The following is an 18927-nucleotide window of genomic DNA, read 5'->3' as shown; positions in this document are numbered from 1 at the left end:
CAGCTTGCTGGCGACCCGTGCGTCAAACGCAACACCCCTGCGGCGCCCACCTCTGATCGCCAGCAAGCTGGCTCCTACAGGTGCGTGCTACCGCGGTCTGGCGATGCACAAGTGATCACCCACGGCAGGATTAAAATCATCGCGCGAGCAAGATCTCGCTTTCCGTAGGAGCCAGCTTGCTGGCGATCCGCTGCGTCAAATGCAACACCTCTGCGGCGCCCACCTCTGATCGCCAGCAAGCTGGCTCCTACAGGTGCATGCTGCGTTGTGGTCGGTGGGTGCCTCATTGATGCTAATAATCAGCTCTCCTTGCCGATCCCGTGTTCACGTAGTTTGTTGGCGATGGTGGTATGCGAAACCCCTAGCCGCTTGCCCAAGAGCCGGCTGCTGGGATGGCGCTGATACAGCTCCTGCAACACCGCTTTTTCGAAGCGTCCGACGATATTGCCCAGATCGCCCTCCAGCGAAAAATCGCCCAGAGGTGCCGGCGTCCCGTAATCGGGCAGCCTGATGTGCTCAGGCTTGATCACTCCGCCCTCGCACAGCGAAACCGCCTGGAACAGCGTGTTTTCCAGCTGCCTGACGTTGCCCGGCCAGTGATAGCCGGCCAAACGTTCAAGGGCTGTCGGCGAGAGGCTCGGCAAGGCGCAACCGATCTGCCGGCTGGCCTGGTCGAGAAAGTGCAGCGCCAGCGGCTCCAGCCCGTCCAGGCATTCACGCAGCGGCGGAATATGCAGCGACAGCACGTTGAGGCGGTGATACAGATCCTGGCGAAATTCGCCCTTGGCGCAGAGTTCGGACAGATCCAGCTGCGTCGCGCAGATTACCCGCACATCCAGGTAGACCTCCTCGTCGCTGCCGACCCGACGAAAACAGCCATCCTGCAGAAATCGCACAAGTTTGGCTTGCAGCCGTGTACTCATCTCTCCGACGCCATCGAGAAACAGCGTGCCGCCGGAGGTCAGCTCGAGCAGGCCGAGCTTGCCTTCCGGCCGAGCGCCTTCGAAAGCGCCGGGGCCGTAGCCGAACAGCTCCGTCTCGGCCATGGATTCCGGCAGGCCCGCGCAGTTGAGGGCCATGAACGGGGATTGCCCGCGCGGGCTGGATAGGTGACAGGCGCGCGCGAGCAATTCCTTGCCAGTACCGGTCTCGCCTTCGATCAGCAGCGGTGCATCCAGCGGGGCCATCCGTCGCGCCTCGCGGACCACGGCGGCCATCACTTTCGAACTCTGGAAGATGCTGTCGAAGCCGCGCAGCTCCTGCTTGCGCACGTTGTAGATACGCTCGCCCACCCGGTCGGCGCGATGCAGCGTCAGCACCGCGCCGGCCAGGGCTTCGCTGTCATCGTGCTCGGACTGCAAGGGCGCGATGTCTGCAAGAAAGATGTCGCCCTTGATGGTCACGCGCAGACCATTGATCCGCGCCTTATTGGCGCGCACCAACTCCGGCAGGTCGAAATCATCGGCGTAGCGCGACAGGCTCATGCCCGGCACCTCATCCACGCGAACCCCGAGCAACTGCGCCGCGGAACGGTTGGCCGCGACGATGGCGCCCGCCATATCGATGGACAGCACCGGAAATTCCAGCGCGCCGAGCAGCGCATTGAGCTCCAGCGAATGCCGCTCGCTGGGCATCAGCCCGACCTTGCGGACCTCGAACACGCCTTGCAGCGCCTCGATCTTCGGTCGCAGCGCCTGTAGCTGCAGGTTCATCAGGTTGGGGCAATGCAGGTAAACGGCGTTACCGTGCTCGCCACCCACTTCGCCACGCGCCACGTTGATGCCGTAGGCGACCAGCAGTTCGAGCATGTCACGGAGGATGCCAATGCGGTTCTGGCAGTGAATCTTGATACGCATGCAAGGGTGCCTTTTGGCTTGTTGTTATGAGCGGCGCCGGGTTTTCTGCGGATCGCCGTTGATTTTCGTCAAGATTATTTGACAGAAGGGAAGCCGAGCAAGCCGATTTTCGTGCAAGCGCGCCACTTCGTAATTATTTCGTTACGCACATCAGAGGCAGAATGTCGCAGGGCGGCATCTTCCGGGTCGCCAGAGAAGGCTGAACGCGATCAGATGAGGCATCCATAAAAACAAGACTCAGGCGGCCGCCCCGCTCAGGAGGTCAGATGAAAGCCACTAAATACGTTGCCCGCGAACCGGATGCGCAAGGTCACATCCACTACCCGGACAGTGAACATGCGGTTTGGCAAACGCTGATCGAACGCCAGCTGAAACTGCTCGACGGCCGCGCTTGCCAGGAATACCTGGACGGCATCGAACAGCTTGCCCTGCCCCACGACCGCATCCCCCAGCTGGGCGAAGTCAACCGCGTGCTGGATGCGACCACCGGCTGGCAGGTGGCGCGGGTTCCAGCGCTGATTCCGTTCCAGACCTTTTTCGAGCTGCTGGCGAGTAAACGCTTTCCGGTAGCCACCTTTATCCGCACACCGGAAGAGCTGGACTACCTTCAGGAACCCGACATCTTCCACGAGATCTTCGGTCACTGCCCGTTGCTGACCAACCCCTGGTTTGCCGAGTTCACCCACACCTACGGCCAGCTTGGCCTCAAGGCGACCAAGGAAGAGCGCGTCTATCTGGCGCGGCTGTACTGGATGACCATTGAGTTCGGCCTGACGGATACCTCGGCGGGCCAACGCATCTATGGTGGCGGCATCCTCTCCTCGCCGAAGGAGACGCTTTACAGCCTTTCCGACGAACCCGAGCATCAGGCTTTTGATGTTGTCGAAGCGATGCGCACCCCTTATCGCATCGACATCCTGCAGCCGGTGTACTTCGTTCTGCCCGAGCTCAAACGACTGTTCGATGTGGCCCATGAAGACATCATGGCGCACGTACGCACCGCCATGCAGCTGGGCCTGCACCAGCCAAAGTTTCCGCCGAAAGCGGCGTAGGGTGGAAAACTGCGAAGCATTTTCCACGCGTTGGTTTCGCCCCCAACGACGTCTCCCGGCGGCGCGGGTTGTTTCGGCCGTTTGGTGGATGAGCCTCTGGCGTCATCCACCCTACGTTGCTCGGCAACGCGGCGGACCGAACCCGATGCGTGGACAAGCCTGCGGCGCTGTCCACCCTACGCTGCTTAACTGAAACCCCTTCACGTAGGGTGGGCTTTAGCCCACCGATCCACTCAACCAACCGATCACACAAGGACCCAACCATGACCGCCCTCACCCAAGCCCACTGCGAAGCCTGCCGCGCCGACGCACCCAAGGTCTCCGATGACGAACTGGCCGAGCTGATCAAGCAGATTCCGGACTGGAACATCGAGACCCGTGACGGCCACATGGAGCTGGAGAAGGTTTTCCTGTTCAAGAACTTCCGCCATGCGCTGGCTTTCACCAATGCCGTTGGCGAGATCGCCGAAGCCGAAGGTCATCACCCGGGCCTGCTCACCGAATGGGGCAAGGTCACCGTGACCTGGTGGAGCCACTCGATCAAGGGCCTGCACCGCAACGACTTCATCATGGCCGCGCGTACCGACGAGGTCGCGAAAACCGCAGAGGGGCGCAAGTGAAACACTTCGCTGATGTCGCGCGGGTTCCTGGCGACCCGATTCTCGGCCTGCTGGACGCCTATCGCGCCGATCCCAATCCGGCCAAGCTCGACTTGGGCGTTGGCGTGTACAAGGACGCCCTGGGCCTGACGCCGATCCCCAAGGCGGTGAAGCTGGCCGAGCAGCGGCTGATCGACAGTGAGCAGACCAAAAGCTACATCGGCGGGCATGGTGATCCGCTGTTCGGCGAACAGCTGTTGCGTCTGGTGCTCGGCGAAGCTTCGCCAGCGCTGGTCGAAAACCGCGCCGGCTGCACCCAGACACCGGGCGGCACCGGCGCCCTGCGGCTGGTGGGCGAGTTCATCGCCAAGTGCCTACCGGGGCGCAGCCTCTGGCTCAGCGACCCGACCTGGCCGATCCACGAAACCCTGTTCGCCGCTGCCCGCTTGAAGGTCGAGCATTACCCCTATGTCGATGCGCAAAACCGCCTCGACGTGCCGGGTATGCTCGCCGCGCTGGAGCAGATTCCCAGCGGCGACGTGGTGCTGCTGCATGCTTGCTGCCACAACCCCACGGGCTATGACCTGAGTCAGAGCGACTGGCGCCAGGTGCTGGAGATCGTGCGTCGCCGCGAGCTGTTGCCATTGTTCGACTTCGCCTACCAGGGCTTCGGCGATGGGCTGGACGAGGACGCCTGGGCGGTACGACTGTTCGTCGAAGCGCTGCCGGAAGTGCTGATCACCAGTTCCTGCTCGAAGAACTTCGGCCTCTATCGCGAACGGACCGGCGCGCTGATTGCGGTCACGGTAGACGGCAGTTCCCTGATCGACGTACGCAGCCAGTTTGCCTCGGTGGCGCGCAATCTCTGGTCGACTCCGCCGTCGCACGGCGCGGCCGTGGTGGCGACCATTCTGGCCAACAGCGAATTGCGCCAGCTCTGGCAGCAAGAGGTTGCAGCCAAGCGCGAGCGCATCGCCGGGCTTCGTCAGGGGCTGGTGGAGGCGCTGGCGCCGCACGGCCTCGCCGAGCGCTTCGCGCACATTGCGCAGCAACGCGGAATGTTCTCCTACACGGGCCTCACCGCCGACCAGGTGCTGCGCCTGCGGCGTGACGATTCGGTGTATTTGGTGGAAAGCGGACGGGCGAATATCGCCGGGCTGGATGCCGCACGGCTCGATCAATTGGCGGCCGCGATCGCCCGCGTCACGGCATAAGCCGCCGCGGCGAAGCACAGGAGGCCGGCTGTCATGCCGGCCTTTTTTATTCCTGCCGAAACGGATGGCCCCGCCACGACGACGAAGCTCACTGTGGAAAGTGGAACCCGACTTAATTCTTAATGTCGTAGCATTTGGCCATCACTCTTAAAGTTTCTGTCCTACTATGACGCCTGGTCATTCTTGTGGAATGGCCGTCTGGTGACGAACGGACTCCAGTCTCGGCCAGATTAGCCGCTATCTTTCAGCAACAGGTTTCGAGCGAGTTCGCCCATGATTCAAAGCAACACAGACGGTAACCCTGCCCCATCGGAATACAGCTGCCATTCGGCCAGCGACCACGGCGCCTGCCCCAGCTGCGCCAGCGGCGAGCGCCTCGGCTTTCGGTTCAGCTACGCCTACCAACCCATCGTCGACATCAACCATCAGCAGATCTTCGCCCACGAGGCCCTGATTCGTGGCGTAAATGGAGAACCCGCGCCCAGCGTGCTGTCGCAGGTGACGGAGGACAATCGCTTCCGCTTCGACCAGGCCTGCCGGGTCAAAGCCATCAAGACAGCCGCCAAGCTGAACATGCAGAGTAAGCTGTCGATCAATTTCCTGCCGAACGCGATTTACCGCCCGGAGCTGTGCATCCGCTCGACGCTGGAAGCCGCCCGCGCCCACAATTTTCCCATTGAGCAGATCATCTTCGAGACCGTCGAAGGCGAGCGCATCAGTGATGCCAAGTGGCTGACCGAGGTTTTCCGTGAATACCAGCGCATCGGTTTTCTAACGGCCATTGACGACTTTGGTGCCGGCTTCGCCGGACTCAACCTGCTTGCCGACTTCCAGCCCGATCTCATCAAGTTGGACATGGACCTGATCCGAAGCATCGATCAGAGCCGCTCGCGCCAGGCCATCGTCCGCGGCACGGTGGGCATTTGCAACGAGCTGGGTATCCAGGTGATCGCTGAGGGCGTGGAAACGCCGGATGAATGCAAGGCTTTGCGCGACCTGGGTATCAGCCTGATGCAGGGCTATCTGTTCAGCAAACCACTGTTCGAGAGCTGCAGCCACGCCGATTCCCTGGCGTGGCCGGGCGGACTGTCGAGCTGAGCCCGGTTCAGCCGGCCTTCAACAGTTTAAGCAACTCGCGTGCGGCCTCTTCCGAGGACGCCGGGTTCTGGCCTGTGACAAGCAGGCCATCGACCAGCACATAGGACGACCAGTCCGGCCCCTTGCTGTAGTCGCCACCGATCTCCTTCAGCTTGTCTTCCAGCAGGAAGGGCACCACCTCAGTAAGTTGTACCCCCTCCTCCTCGGTATTGGTAAAGCCGGTGACGCGCTTGCCTTTGACAAGGTATTCACCGTCTACGCCGCGCACCTGTACCAGCGCGGCAGGCGCATGGCAGACCGCCGCTACGGGCTTGCGTGCCTTGATGAAGGATTCGATAAGAGCGATGGACGTCGCATTGCTCGTCAGGTCCCACATCGGGCCGTGACCGCCGGGATAGAAGACCGTATCGAAGTCCGCTGCCGATACCTCGTCCAGCTTGTGAGTGTTGGCAAGCAGCGCTTGGGACTCGGCATCGTTCTTGAAGCGCTGGGTCATCTCGGTCTGGGCGTCCGGCGCATCGCTTTTCGGATCCAGCGGCGGTTGACCACCCTTGGGTGAAGCGAAGACGATTTCAGCGCCCGCATCCTTGAAGACGTAGTAAGGGGCGGCGAATTCTTCGAGCCAGAAGCCGGTGGGTTTGCCGGTGTCGCCGAGCTTGTCGTGGGATGTGAGCACGATGAGAACTTTCATAGGGTCTCCTTTTAACCGGGCCCGAATTCGGGCCATGGTTCATCTCGACCATGAGGGTGAGAAATCGGTCAATTGGCAAGGGCTATCCCTGGTCCATCGCGGCTCTCTCGGCATCCATGCCGCTCACCCCCTCCACGCCACCTGCACTTGACTCCTGAAAGGAGGCATTCGGCGTCGTTTGATAGGTCGTGGAGAAGCGGGACGCAAATGAACGCAAGGTTCTATGTCCGGCTAAAGAAGATCCGTAGGGTGGGTAACGCGAAGCTTACCCACCGGTTTCACAGCGGGAGGGTACCGAGAACTCCCGCACAGATATCGGTGGAAAATGCTTCGCAGTTTTCCACCCTACTGATCCTGCGCTTGGCCTCATGAAAGGGCACTCAGCGTCGTTTGATAGTTATGCGCAGGAAAAGCGGGACGCCATGAACGCAAGGTTTCTATGTCCGGCTAAAGAAGATCCGTAGGGTGGGTAACGCGAAGCTTACCCACCAATTTTTGTTGCCCACAAAAAAAGGGCGCCGAAGCGCCCTTCTCACCAAAACCAGATCAGATCCTGAAGCTCCCCACCAGCTGCTTCAGCCGCGCAGCCTGCTGCTCAAGATCTCCGCAGGCCCGAAGGGTGGATTGCAGGTTCTCGACCCCCTCCTGGTTCAGCGTGTTGATCTCCGTGATGTCCATGTTCAGCGACTCGATCACTGAGGTCTGTTCTTCGGTGGCGGTCGCGACGGACTGGTTCATCGCATCGATCTCGCCGATGGCGAGGGTCACGCTGCCCAGGCGCTCACCGGCCTGGTTGGCGATGCCGACGCTCGATTCGCTCTGACGCTGACTCTCGGTCATGGTGCTGACCGAATCACGCGCCCCGACCTGCAGCTTCTCGATCATGCCGTGGATTTCCTGCGCCGAGGTCTGGGTGCGATGCGCCAGGCTGCGCACCTCATCAGCCACCACCGCAAAGCCGCGTCCGGCTTCACCGGCACGCGCCGCCTCGATGGCTGCGTTGAGCGCCAGCAGGTTGGTCTGCTCGGAAATGCCCTTGATCACGTCGAGAATCTGACCGATGCCAACCGTCTGGGTGTTCAACGCCTCGATCTGTTGGCAGGACGCGCTGATGTTGCTCGACAACCGCTTCATGGCCTCGATGTTCTGCTCGACCACCTTGCGACCGTCTTCGGCCTGATGGCTGGCACCGCTGGCCTGCTGCGAAGCGTCGGCCGCATTGCGGGCGATCTCCTGCGCGGCGGCGCCGAGTTCATTGATCGCCGCTGCGACGCTGTTGGTGCGGCTGGCTTGCTCGTCGGAATTGAGCATCGACGAATTGGAGGCGGCCAGTACACGTTGCGCCACTTCGTTGACCTGCTCGGTAGCCGAGGCCACGTCGCGAATCGAGCCGTGAATACGCTCGACGAACCGGTTGAAGGCCAGCGCCAGCGTGCCGAATTCGTCCTGCGATTGCACTGTCAGGCGGCGGGTCAGGTCGCCCTCGCCTTCGGCAATATTGCTCATCGCGCGGCCCATGTCGGTTAGTGGCCGCATCAACACGCGGATCAGCATGCCCAGCAGGACCATGATGAACACCACAGCGATGACAGTGGCAACGAGCGCCGAGGTACGGAAACTCGACAACGCCGCGTAAGCCTTTTCCTTCTCCACGGAAATGCCGACATACCAGGTCACCGAAGGCAGGCCGGGAACCGGGCTGAAACTGAGAATGCGCGCCTGGCCGTCCAGCTCCGCTTCGCTCAGCCCTTTAGTCAGGGACGGGGTGTTCTGCGGATACAGCTCAGCCAGTGTTTTCATCACTTTGCTTTTGTCCGGGTGGACCAGCACCTTGCCGTCGCCGCTGACCAGAAAGGCATAGCCCATGCCATCGAAGTTCAGCGCGTTGATGATGTCCACCAGCGCCTGCAAGCCCAGGTCACCGCCCACCACGCCAACAGTCCGACTACCCTCGCGTGCAGGGGTGGCAATCGTGATGATCAGCTCACCCGTAGCCGCGTCGACATAGGGTTCGGTAAGGGTCGTTCCGCCAGCAGCCACCGCGTCCTTGTACCAGGGGCGGGTGCGCGGATCGTACCCGGCGGGCATTTCGTCTTCCGGACGCATGGTGAAGCGGCCGTTCTGCTCGCCCAGATAGGTGAAGCCGAAGGTCGAGACGAGCGCCTTCTGTTCGAGCAGAGCCACCACGCCCTGATCGGAGCTGTCGTTGGCGATGGACTGCGCAGCGCTTTCCACCAGCAGGATCCGACCGGACAGCCAGTTTTGGATGTTATGGGCGGTCACATCGCCCATCTCATTCAGGTAGCTTTCGAGGTTGTCGCGAATCGCGTTGCGCTGCAGATAATCGTTGAACAGCGTGAACAGGGCGAAAGTCGCGATCACAACGAGTGACGCGGCGAGCAGTATCTTGTGGCTGAACTTGAGACGGCTGGGCATGGGCGCGGATCCGGACACTGATCTAGGTCAATACGAAGATCCGTTTTCTGTTTAAGCGTCCTTGCGCTGATCAAACTATCGGCACCGCCTAAAAGACCTTTAGACCACCGTCTGTCGCAAAGCCAGTACCAGCGCGGGTATTGGTCAACAGGCCATTCGCCGACTCGCCTGCAATCCACTTACAAAAACGGCACTTCCGTTGCCGGAAGTGCCGCTTAGTCGCCTAGATCGAATCTGTGCTGATGATCAGGCTTTGCGCCCAGTCAGCGCCGGCAGAACGCGAGGTCGCAACCCTTCGCCGAGGATAGTCAGCGCACCGATGGCTCCGGCAATCCAGTACCAGCGCACCAGTGGGTCGAAGCCTAGCCAGCCGAGGGCGTGCAGGAACACCATAGTGATCAGCACCGGGCAGACATAACGGACCATGAACAGCCACAGCGCATAGCCCAGCGGCGGCAGGTCCAGCTCGTCGCGCATGATTTCGCTGCGCAGCGCATAACCAGCGAAGATTACGGTGAAGATCCCGCCCAGCGGCATCATCCAACGCGAGGTGAGGTAGTCGAGCCAGTCGAAGAAGTTTTTACCCATGGGCGTCCAGCCAGCCATCAGGTTGAACGACAGCATCGCCAGCATGCTGATCACCAGCAGCACAGCGCCTGCGGCCATGGCAGCCTTGAGGCGGCTGATGCCATGTTTCTCATTGAGGTAGGCCACCGTGGCTTCGATCATCGAAATGGCCGAAGTCATCGCAGCGAGCGAGACCATGGCAAAGAACAGGACGCCGAAGGCGGTGCCGAATGGCATCTGCTGGAAGGCCAGCGGAAGGCTCATGAAGATGAGTCCCGGCCCGGCGCTCGGGTCCATCCCGTTGGCGAAAATGATCGGAAAAATCGCCAGCCCCGCCAGCAACGCAACGCAGGTATCGGCGATGGCCACCACAAAGGTAGTGCGGGCAATGGACTGCCCATCGGGCAGGTAGGAGCCATAGGTCATGATGGCCCCGGCTGCCAGACTGAGCGTAAAGAACGCGTGACCCAGAGCCGTCAGCAGCGCCTCACCGGTGAGCTTGGAGGTATCGAAGCTGAACAGGAAAGCGAAGCCCTGATCGAAGCCGCCACTGGTGAACGCATAGCCGACCAGAATCAACAGCATCACCGCCAGGCCCGGCATCATCCAGCTCACTGCGCGCTCGATGCCTGCCTGAACGCCTTTGGCCACGATCCATAAGGTCAACAAAGTAACCAGCACGCTCCAGCCGCCCAGCTGCCAGGGGTTGGCGTTGTGCGCCTCGAACACCTGAGCCAGCCCGTCTACGGAACTGGCGGCAAGTGAGCCATCGAGCATCTTCAGGGTATAGGCAAAGGCCCAGCCGGCCACCACTACATAGAAGCAAAGGATTAGAAAGCCGGCCGCCATGGACATGAGGCCGATGCCTTTCCAAAGCGGGCTGCTGCCGTTTTCCTGCGCCGTACGGCCGACCGCATCGATGGGGCTGCCGCGGCCGCGGCGACCAATGGCGATCTCGGTCATCATCACAGGCACACCGATGGCGAAAATGCACGCCAGGTACATCAGTACGAAGGCGCCGCCGCCGTACTCACCGGTGATGTAGGGAAATTTCCAGATGTTGCCCAAGCCGACTGCAGAGCCGGTCGCGGCAAGAATGAAGCCCCAGCGGGAGAGCCAGAGGTTCTTGGGTTTTTCACGGGTCATGCGTCACCTGTTTGTTGTTATCTGTGACGGAATCGAACCCGCCGCGCTCATGACGCGACGGAGTGCAAGGCGGACTACTGAGCGTCGGGCTGCACCTCCGGAGCTGCTTTGGCAAAGGCTTCGAGGGATTCGCACTGCTCGGTCATCTGCAAAATGCGCGGGTACGCACTGAGGTCACAGGCAAAACGGCGCGCATTGTATACCTGCGGAATCAGGCATGCCTCCAGATAGCCAGGCCGCCTGCCGAGTGACAGCTTGCCGTCGAACGCGGCCAAGCCCTCTTCGACGCTAGCGAGGCCGGTGTGAATCCAGTGCTGGATCCACTGCTGCTTCGCCTCGTCCTCGATGCCCAGCGGGCCGCTGAGGTACTGCAATACGCGCAGGTTGTTCAGTGGATGCAGGTCGCAGGCGATATGCAGCGCCAATGAGCGCACCCGCGCGCGGTCGGCCGGATCGTCCGGCAGCAAAGCCGGAAGCGGAAAGACCTCCTCCAGGTATTCGAGAATCGCCAGCGATTGGCTGATGCGCTCGTCGCCGTCCACCAGCAAAGGCACCAGCCCCTGCGGATTGAGCGCCTTGTAGTCGGCCGAACGCTGCTGGCCGCCGTCCTTGACCAGATGCACGGGCAAGTTCTCGAACGCGAGGCCTTTGAGATTCAACGCGATGCGTACCCGGTAGGCGGCGCTGGATCGCCAGTAACCGTAGAGTTTCAGCGTGGGCGACGAACCGGCCGTTGTGGTTGTTTCACTGCTCATAACGCTCCCAGTACGTGTTTCTCTGTGGCGGGCAATATCCTTTGACCGTCCCCGCAGCCCTGGCGATCAATGACCGCAAGACCGCAGGATTGGCTTGGCCGCCCCCATAACAAACCACTCCGACGGGGTGCACAAGCCCGCCGGTAGCACGGCTCGCTGCTTCAACTGACTTGAGCTGGAAGGTTTTCTTTACGGCCCGTCGCGAGCGCCGCAGTGCAAGGTTGCGTCGGTGAGCGCGTAACGAAAACCTGACGGCGCGGTGCGACAGCTGGTCGCACCACCCCTCTTAAACACCCCTATTGTGCGTAACGCGACGCCGACTGCGCTCCCCCTAGATCAGCCCGCTCAAGTTGAGGAACACCAGCACGATCGCCAGTGGCGTACCGAAGCGCAGCAGCAACCACCAAGCGCGGAACAAGCCGCCGTGTCGAATACCGATGGCGTCGCGCACCGTTTGCTCCTTCATCACCCAACCGGTGAACAGCACCGTCATCAGCCCGCCCAATGGCATCAGCCAGTTGGTGGTGAGGTAGTCGAGGCTGTCGAAAAAGGTCTTGCCGAACAGTTGGTAGTCGGCCCAGAGGTTGAAGGAGAAGACGCTGCCCAGGCTCAGCACCCAGAGCAGACCGCCACTGACCAGCACGGCTTTAAGGCGGCTCAGGCCGAAGCGCTCGGTCATCCAGGCAATGCTCGGTTCGCTCAGGGATATCGCCGAGGTCAGCGCAGCGATTACCAGCATGACGAAGAACAGCCCGCCAACCACTTGGCCCAGCGGCATCTGGCCGAAAGCGATGGGCAGGGTAACGAAGATCAGCCCCGGCCCGGCGCCCGGCTCCAGACCGTTGCCGAACACCAGCGGAAAGATCGCCATACCGGCCAGCAGCGCGACGACGGTGTCAGCCAGCGCCACCAGTACCGAGGTCTTGGCGATCGAGGTGCCTTCTGGCAGGTAGGAGCCATAAACCATCATTGCGCCCGCACCGAGGCTGAGCGTGAAGAAGGCATGCCCCAGGGCAATCAGCACGCTGGTGGCGGTCAATGCCGAGAAGTCCGGCACGAAGAGAAACTCCAGCGCCTGCAGGAACTCGCCCGTGACTGCGGCATAACCGACCAGCCCCAGCAGCAACACGAACAGACCCGGCATCAGGAACCGCAGCGAGCGCTCCAGCCCGCCGCGCACACCGAAACCGACGATGAGCATGGTCGCCGCCAGCACCAGCGTGCCGCAGACGATCAACCGCATCGGGCTGGCCAGCAAGCCGTTGAATACCTCTCCGCTGGCATCACCACCTACGCCACTGAAAGTCCCGCTGAGCGTGGTCGGGATATAGGACAGCGCCCAACCAGCCACCACCAGGTAGAAGCTGAGAATGAGAAAGCCGGTCAGGCCGCCGAGCCAACCCGCAATGCGCCATTTGGTGTTGGCACCGGCCTCTCGGGCCAGGCGAGCCACCGCGCCATCGGGGTTCTGCCGACCGCGGCGGCCGATCATCACTTCGGCCATCAGCAAGGGAATGCCGATCAGCAGGATGCAGCCGAGATAGACCAGCACAAAGGCGCCGCCACCGTTCTCGCCGGTGATGTAAGGAAATTTCCAAATATTGCCGAGACCGACCGCGGAACCGGTAGCGGCCAGAAAGAACACCCAGCGCGAGGACCAGAGGCCACGCGCGGCGCTTTGCTGAGTACGAACGGAGGCGCCACCGAGAGTACCGGCGGCAATGCTGCTTTTGTCAGTCATTGCGGATTCCTGCTTGTTGTTTTTGTCAGGGATTTGCACACGCTCGGCAGAACGGCTCGGGCTGCCGAAAACAAAACAGGCGGCACTGGGCCGCCCTCATGCTCGTTACGCCTGCAGGCGCTGCGGCTGCTGTGGCACTGCGTGCACGCCGCCAAGCCGCTCCTGCGCCAAACGATCGGCGACGATCGAAGTGGACTCGCCACTGCTGGCAGCGCGCTCGAAGATTTCGCGAAGGGTTTCTGCGATGCCTCTGATGTGCGCATCGCTTTGCGCCGCGCTGCCACCGACGCGCTGGTAGTACACGTCAATGATGCCGCCGGCATTGATCGCGTAATCCGGCGCGTAGAGGTGGTTGCGACGCTGCAGCTCGGCGCCGATCTCCGGGCTCGCCAGCTGGTTATTGGCGGCACCGGCGATCACCGGCGCACGCAGGGTCTGCAGCGTTTCGGCGTTGAGGATGCCGCCCATGGCGCAAGGGGCGAACACATCGACGTCCAGCCCGTAGATGTCGTGCGGGCGCACCGCGTTGGCACCCAGCTCCTCCATGGCCTGACGTACGTTGGCATCGAAGATGTCACAGACCCACAGCTCGGCACCGGCCTGTTTCAAGTGCCGGGCCAGCCCCAGACCGACATGGCCAACACCCTGAATCGCGACCTTGAGACCGGTCAGATCGTCACGACCCAGACGCTGACGCACCGCCTCGCGCAGGCCGACGAACACACCCAGCGCGGTGGACGGTGAGGGATCGCCACTGGCGATGCTGCCGTCGAGCGTGGTGCGCGGCGTCGCACCGATGACGTGGCGGGTACGCTGGGCGAAGGCCTGCATTTCCGGCTCGCCAGTGCCGGAATCGGCCGCGGTGATGTAGCGACCACCGAGGCTGTCGACGAAATCGCCCATGGCGTGCAGCAGCGCCTGGCTCTTGCCGGTATGCGGGTCGCCGATAATGACGGCCTTGCCGCCGCCGAGCTTGAGCCCGGCCAGGGAAGACTTCAGCGTCATGCCACGAGACAGGCGCAGCACGTCGCGCACGGCATCGTCGTCACTGGCGTAGGGGAACATCCTGCAGCCGCCCAGCGCAGGGCCGAGCGTGGTGTTGTGGATGGCGATGATCGCGCGCAGGCCCGATGACTTGTCGTGGCAAAACACGACCTGTTCGTGATGATCGAAATCGGGATGGGTGAAAACGGACATTGCGGATTCCTCTTTGTTGTTCTGTCGAGAGCCCTGCTGTGCAGGCTCCTTCAATGTTCTGTGCGGCGTATTGGGAAACGGTGGGCTAAAGCCCACCCTACAAAGCTGCAGCTCGTCGTCGCGGCCTGGCCGTAGGGTGGGCTTCAGCCCACCAAAAGCCTGTACTCCGCTAGTTCTGTAGGGTGGGCTTTAGCCCACCGAACACATCGGGCCCACTCGACGAGCGCCCAGCGCCATGGCGGTCAGGCCGCCGGCTCGAACAGCCGCACGGTCTGCACCTCGTCGCCGCGGTTCAGTTGCTCCTTGAGCAACTTCTCCTGTTGCCGGGCTTTGGCGATGGAGCGCTCCTTCACCGGGCCGTAGCCGCGGATCAGTTCCGGAAGTGCAGCAATGGCTACGGCCGTGCGGTAGTTGCTCGGCTTCAGTTGAGCCAGCAGCTGATCAAGGTTGCGCTCGTACTCGGTGATCAGTTCGCGTTCGACACGGCGGTCATGGCCGTAGCCGAACACGTCCAACGGCGTGCCGCGCAGGAACTTCAGTTTGGCCAGCACGTTGAAGGCGTTCAGCACCCAAGGTCCGAGTTCACGCTTGCGCGGCTCGCCAGTGGTGCTGTCGCGCTTGGCCAGCCAGGCCGGTGCCAGGTGGAACTGCAGCTTGTAGTCCCCTTCGAACTGCGCCTCGAGCTGCTGGCGGAACTCCGGTTCGCTGTACAGCCGCGCCACTTCGTACTCGTCTTTGTAGGCAAGAAGCTTGAAGTAGTAGCGCGCCACGGCTTTCGAAAGCGCCAGGTCATCAGCGGTATCCACCGCCCGCACACGCTCGACCAACGAGCGATAGCGCTTGGCATAGGCCGCGCTCTGGTACTTGGTAAGGAAGTTCACGCGCCAGTCGACGATCTCTTCCAGGGTTTGGCAGATTGGCCCGGCCAGGCTTGGCTCCGCCATTTCCACCGGACGCGCCAGCTTCTCGACCGCCTCGCGCTCCAGTGCCGCACGACGGCCCCAGCGGAACGCCTGCTGGTTCAGCTCTGCGGCGACGCCGTTGATGCTGATGGCCTTTTCGATGGCTTCGGCGGACAGCGGCAACAAGCCTTGCTGATAGGCAAAGCCCAGCAGGAACAGGTTGGTGGCGATGCTATCGCCCAGCAGTCGAGTGGCCAGGTAGGTCGCGTCGATGAAATGGGTCTTTTCGGCGCCCACCGCATCCATCAGCGCTTCGCGCATGGCCTTGCCCGGCACCTGAGCATCGGGGTTGCGGGTGAATTCGGCAGTCGCCGACTCATGGCTATTGATCACCGCATGGCTGATCTGATCGTTGAGGCGGGTCAGCGAATCCTCGCCGGCAGCCACCACCAGATCGCAACCCAGCAGCAGGTCCGTTTCACCAGCGGCGATGCGCACGGCGTAGATGTCGTCCTGCTTGGCGGCGATACGGATGTGCGTCACCACCGGGCCGAACTTCTGCGCCAGCCCGGCCTGGTCGAGCACCGTGCAGCCCTTGCCTTCCAGATGCGCAGCCATGCCCAACAGCGCGCCAAGCGTCGTGACGCCGCTGCCGCCAACACCGGGGATCAGCACGTTCCAGGGCCGATCCAGCGTCGGATGCTGCGGTTCGGGCAGCTGGTCGCCCTCGATGCCGCCGGCCATGGCCTCAGGTTTGCGCAGCCCGCCACCGTGCACCGTGACAAAGCTCGGGCAGAAGCCTTCGACGCAGGAAAAGTCCTTGTTGCAGGCGTTCTGATCGATCTCGCGCTTGCGCCCCAGCTCGGTTTCCAGCGGCATCACTGCCAGGCAGTTGGACTTCTCGCCGCAGTCGCCGCAGCCCTCGCACACGGCCGGGTTGATGAAGGCGCGCTTGGCCGGGTCTTCCAGCTTGCCGCGCTTGCGCCGACGGCGCTTCTCGGTGGCGCAGGTCTGGTCATAGATGATCACCGAGACGCCCTTGAACTCGCGCAGCTCTCGCTGTACGGCGTCCAGATCGCGACGGTGATGGAAGCTGGTGATCTGCGCAAAGGTCTCGCGGGTCGGGTACTTGTCCGGCTCGTCACTGACCAGTGCGATACGTTTCACGCCTTCATCGGCGATCTGCCGGCTCAGCTGATCGACCCGCAGTTCACCGTCGATGGGCTGGCCACCGGTCATGGCCACCGCATCGTTGTAGAGAATCTTGAAGGTGATGTTCACCCCGGCGGCCACCGCGGCGCGCACGGCCAGGCTGCCAGAGTGGAAGTAGGTGCCGTCGCCAAGGTTCTGGAACATGTGCGGCGTTTCGGTGAACGGCGCCTGGCCGATCCAGTTGACGCCCTCCCCGCCCATCTGGGTGAAGGTCTCGGTGCGGCGGTCCATCCACTGCACCATGTAATGGCAACCGATGCCGGCCGAGGCGCGGCTGCCTTCGGGTACTTTGGTGGAACTGTTGTGCGGGCAGCCGGAGCAGTAATGCGGCGTGCGCACGGTGTCGTAGCTGCGTGCGGCCAGTGCCTTTTCCTTCGCCGACAGAAACGCCAGACGCGCCTGGATGCTGTCGCTGGTGTAGATCGGCGCGAGGCGCTTGGCGATCACCCGCGCGATCATCGCGGGCGTCAGTTCGGAGAGGTTCGGCAGCAGCGAATTGCCCTGCTCGTCGAACTCGCCAACCACGCGCGGGCGCTTGCTCAGCGGCCAGTTGTAGAGCTGCCCGGTGAGCTGGTCTTCGAGAATGCTGCGCTTTTCCTCGACCACCAGAATCTCGTCGAGACCCTGGGCGAACTCGTGCACCGAGACCGGCTCCAGCGGCCAGCTCATGCCGACTTTGAGCACTCGCAGGCCGACCGAGGCGCACAGCGCTTCGTCCAGACCGAGGTCGTCCAGTGCCTGGCGCACGTCGAGGTAGCTCTTGCCGGTGGTGATGATGCCCAAGCGCGGGTTCGGCGAATCAAGCATCACCTGATTCAGGTTGTTGGCCCGGGCAAAGGCCCGCGCCGCGTAGATCTTGTACAGGTTTAGGCGTTTTTCCTGCGCCAGTGGCGGGTCCGGCCAGCGGATGTGCACGCCGTCTTCGGGCAGTTCGAAATCATCCGGGATACGCGTCTTCACCCGCAGCGGGTCGACCTCCACCACGGCGGATGAATCGACGTTCTCGGCGATGGTCTTGAGCGCTACCCAGCAGCCGGAATAGCGCGACAGCTCCCAGCCGATGATGCCGTAATCGAGAATTTCCTGAACGTTCGCCGGGTTCAGCACAGGGATCGAAGCGGCAATGAACGCGTGTTCGCTCTGGTGCGGCAGCGTTGAGGACTTGCAGCCGTGGTCATCACCGGCCAACAGCAACACACCGCCATGGGGCGAAACGCCTGCCGCGTTACCGTGCTTGAAAACGTCACCGGAACGGTCGACGCCTGGCCCCTTGCCGTACCACATGGCGAACACGCCGTCGTACTTGGCACCGGGAAACAGGTTGGTTTGCTGACTGCCCCAGACCGCCGTCGCGGCCAGTTCCTCGTTGAGGCCCGGCTGGAAGTGGATGGCGTTCTGCTTGAGGAAATCGCGCGCTTCCCAGAGGCTCTTGTCCAGCATGCCAAGCGGCGAGCCGCGGTAGCCGGAGATAAAGCAACCGGTATTCAGGTTCTGAGCCTGGTCGCGCTGATGCTGCAGCATGGGCAGGCGGGTCAGCGCCTGGGTGCCGGTGAGGTACAGATGTCCGGTTGCGAGCCGGTACTTGTCATCCAGGCGGATCTCGGCCAATGACATGTGGCGCTCCTGTTTGTTTTTATCGGAGTCTGGGACGTGTCTTTCACATCCCGCCTAACAGGTCGTGGGGAGCCGCACGGAAAGCTGTCCCACGCCAGCGAGCGGCAGAGGATCACCCCACCGTTGCGCGTTGGATAAAAGTCTGGCCGTGACGAAGAGAGATTTTCTTTCTACTTTTGCGGTGTAAGTGCGATCCCGTGCATGATCCATCCACCAACAACAACAAAAAGAGCACAACCATGCAGACTCCGCTGAGCAGCATCGATCGCAAGATTCTGCTGCTGCTGCAACACAACGCCGACTTGTCCGCGGCCGAGATCGCCGAAAAGGTCGAGCTGTCGCAATCGCCGTGCTGGCGCCGCATCCATCGCATGCAGGAAGAAGGGCTGATCGAACGCAAGGTCGCCCTGCTCAACCCGAAGAAGCTCGGGTTGAACATGACGGTGTTCGTCAACATCAAGCTCTCCGCCCATGGCCGCAGCAACCTCGACGAATTCGAGCGCGCGGTAGTGGGTTATCCCGAAGTGCTGGAGTGCCACACCATGGCCGGCGAGTCGGATTACCTGCTCAAGGTAGTGGCCAAGGACATCGACAGCTACGAACGCTTCCTGCGTGATCAACTGTTGCAGCGGCCCCATGTACAGGAAGCGCATTCACACATCGCGATGAGCGAGGTGAAACGGACCACGGAGTTGCCGCTGGATTGAAGCCTGCGGGGGCGTAATGACCATAGCGGATAAGGCAGAGCCGTTATCCACCCTTGTATCTCGACTACCACGCTATGTTGGGGTGATAGTTCCCGACTGATCATCGGGGGAAGGTCAGGAAGCCGTATCCACCCTTAGGC

At 62.1% G+C, this 18927-nt stretch carries 13 protein-coding genes and 1 pseudogene; 5 read left to right on the top strand and 9 right to left on the bottom strand.

The genetic code is table 11. The features are described 5' to 3' along the window. Nucleotides 1–299: 299 nt before the first annotated feature. Entirely contained in the window at nt 300–1856 is a 1557-nt protein-coding gene (locus ACIGHL_RS22295) for a sigma-54-dependent transcriptional regulator (protein ID WP_128121972.1), read from the bottom strand. 266 nt (nt 1857–2122) lie between these two features. Here ACIGHL_RS22295 and phhA point away from each other — a divergent pair, with 266 nt between their 5' ends. The 4 genes from phhA (at nt 2123) to rimA (ending at nt 5819) form a co-directional block, all read left to right on the top strand. Continuing rightward, nucleotides 2123–2908: a phenylalanine 4-monooxygenase gene (gene phhA / locus ACIGHL_RS22290; RefSeq protein WP_128121973.1), complete on the top strand. Its 786-nt coding sequence runs from the start codon at nt 2123–2125 to the stop codon at nt 2906–2908. 263 nt (nt 2909–3171) lie between these two features. Then, complete coding sequence (locus ACIGHL_RS22285) at nt 3172–3528, top strand: 4a-hydroxytetrahydrobiopterin dehydratase (protein ID WP_045430164.1); 357 nt, start codon at nt 3172–3174, stop codon at nt 3526–3528. Further along, nucleotides 3525–4721, top strand: coding sequence for an amino acid aminotransferase (locus ACIGHL_RS22280; RefSeq protein ID WP_128121974.1), 1197 nt, complete (start codon nt 3525–3527; stop codon nt 4719–4721). Before ACIGHL_RS22285 ends, ACIGHL_RS22280 begins: the two co-directional genes overlap by 4 nt. 273 nt (nt 4722–4994) lie before the next feature. Beyond that, nucleotides 4995–5819: a S6 modification regulatory phosphodiesterase RimA gene (rimA, locus tag ACIGHL_RS22275; protein ID WP_128121975.1), complete on the top strand. Its 825-nt coding sequence runs from the start codon at nt 4995–4997 to the stop codon at nt 5817–5819. 7 nt (nt 5820–5826) lie between these two features. On the opposite strand, the gene ACIGHL_RS22270 is transcribed toward rimA, so the two are convergent. The 8 genes and pseudogenes from ACIGHL_RS22270 to ACIGHL_RS22235 form a co-directional block, all read right to left on the bottom strand. Further along, the gene (locus ACIGHL_RS22270; RefSeq protein WP_128121976.1) at nt 5827–6510 is read right to left on the bottom strand and encodes a type 1 glutamine amidotransferase domain-containing protein; all 684 of its coding nucleotides are present in this window, start codon (nt 6508–6510) and stop codon (nt 5827–5829) included. Between the two features lie 546 nt (nt 6511–7056). Then, nucleotides 7057–7821, bottom strand: coding sequence for a methyl-accepting chemotaxis protein (locus tag ACIGHL_RS22265; RefSeq protein WP_499135198.1), 765 nt, complete (start codon nt 7819–7821; stop codon nt 7057–7059). A gap of 93 nt (nt 7822–7914) precedes the next feature. Further along, nucleotides 7915–8946: pseudogene (locus ACIGHL_RS22260) on the bottom strand (cache domain-containing protein); the annotation flags it as partial. Nucleotides 8947–9192: 246 nt separating this feature from the next. Next, on the bottom strand, nt 9193–10659 hold the full coding sequence (locus ACIGHL_RS22255; RefSeq protein ID WP_128121978.1) for a sodium-dependent transporter: 1467 nt from the start codon (nt 10657–10659) through the stop codon (nt 9193–9195). A gap of 74 nt (nt 10660–10733) precedes the next feature. Beyond that, the gene (gene maiA / locus ACIGHL_RS22250; protein WP_128121979.1) at nt 10734–11414 is read right to left on the bottom strand and encodes a maleylacetoacetate isomerase; all 681 of its coding nucleotides are present in this window, start codon (nt 11412–11414) and stop codon (nt 10734–10736) included. Nucleotides 11415–11745: 331 nt separating this feature from the next. Further along, on the bottom strand, nt 11746–13155 hold the full coding sequence (locus tag ACIGHL_RS22245) for a sodium-dependent transporter (RefSeq protein WP_128121980.1): 1410 nt from the start codon (nt 13153–13155) through the stop codon (nt 11746–11748). Nucleotides 13156–13260: 105 nt separating this feature from the next. After that, nucleotides 13261–14352: a Glu/Leu/Phe/Val dehydrogenase dimerization domain-containing protein gene (locus ACIGHL_RS22240; RefSeq protein ID WP_128121981.1), complete on the bottom strand. Its 1092-nt coding sequence runs from the start codon at nt 14350–14352 to the stop codon at nt 13261–13263. A gap of 242 nt (nt 14353–14594) precedes the next feature. Further along, nucleotides 14595–18080 (bottom strand): indolepyruvate ferredoxin oxidoreductase family protein, encoded by a 3486-nt coding sequence (locus ACIGHL_RS22235; RefSeq protein ID WP_128121982.1) that lies wholly within the window; start codon nt 18078–18080, stop codon nt 14595–14597. A gap of 239 nt (nt 18081–18319) precedes the next feature. Here ACIGHL_RS22235 and ACIGHL_RS22230 point away from each other — a divergent pair, with 239 nt between their 5' ends. Beyond that, nucleotides 18320–18787: an Lrp/AsnC family transcriptional regulator gene (locus ACIGHL_RS22230; RefSeq protein ID WP_128121983.1), complete on the top strand. Its 468-nt coding sequence runs from the start codon at nt 18320–18322 to the stop codon at nt 18785–18787. The last annotated feature ends 140 nt before the right edge of the window (nt 18788–18927 follow it).

Origin of the sequence: Pseudomonas sp. NPDC077451, assembly GCF_044543345.1 — a bacterium.
In the GTDB taxonomy this organism is placed as follows: Bacteria; Pseudomonadota; Gammaproteobacteria; order Pseudomonadales; family Pseudomonadaceae; genus Stutzerimonas.
The sequence above is the reverse complement of the archived record's forward strand: the minus strand, read 5'-3'. Positions and strand labels throughout refer to the sequence as shown.

What these genes read in the sequence shown, in the direction of transcription:
- ACIGHL_RS22295 (WP_128121972.1), bottom strand. Translation starts at nt 1,856, where the DNA reads ATGCGTATCAAGATTCACTGCCAGAACCGCATTGGCATCCTCCGTGAC.
- phhA (WP_128121973.1), top strand. Translation starts at nt 2,123, where the DNA reads ATGAAAGCCACTAAATACGTTGCCCGCGAACCGGATGCGCAAGGTCAC.
- ACIGHL_RS22285 (WP_045430164.1), top strand. Translation starts at nt 3,172, where the DNA reads ATGACCGCCCTCACCCAAGCCCACTGCGAAGCCTGCCGCGCCGACGCA.
- rimA (WP_128121975.1), top strand. Translation starts at nt 4,995, where the DNA reads ATGATTCAAAGCAACACAGACGGTAACCCTGCCCCATCGGAATACAGC.
- ACIGHL_RS22270 (WP_128121976.1), bottom strand. Translation starts at nt 6,510, where the DNA reads ATGAAAGTTCTCATCGTGCTCACATCCCACGACAAGCTCGGCGACACC.
- ACIGHL_RS22265 (WP_499135198.1), bottom strand. Translation starts at nt 7,821, where the DNA reads ATGCTCAATTCCGACGAGCAAGCCAGCCGCACCAACAGCGTCGCAGCG.
- ACIGHL_RS22255 (WP_128121978.1), bottom strand. Translation starts at nt 10,659, where the DNA reads ATGACCCGTGAAAAACCCAAGAACCTCTGGCTCTCCCGCTGGGGCTTC.
- maiA (WP_128121979.1), bottom strand. Translation starts at nt 11,414, where the DNA reads ATGAGCAGTGAAACAACCACAACGGCCGGTTCGTCGCCCACGCTGAAA.
- ACIGHL_RS22245 (WP_128121980.1), bottom strand. Translation starts at nt 13,155, where the DNA reads ATGACTGACAAAAGCAGCATTGCCGCCGGTACTCTCGGTGGCGCCTCC.
- ACIGHL_RS22240 (WP_128121981.1), bottom strand. Translation starts at nt 14,352, where the DNA reads ATGTCCGTTTTCACCCATCCCGATTTCGATCATCACGAACAGGTCGTG.
- ACIGHL_RS22235 (WP_128121982.1), bottom strand. Translation starts at nt 18,080, where the DNA reads ATGTCATTGGCCGAGATCCGCCTGGATGACAAGTACCGGCTCGCAACC.
- ACIGHL_RS22230 (WP_128121983.1), top strand. Translation starts at nt 18,320, where the DNA reads ATGCAGACTCCGCTGAGCAGCATCGATCGCAAGATTCTGCTGCTGCTG.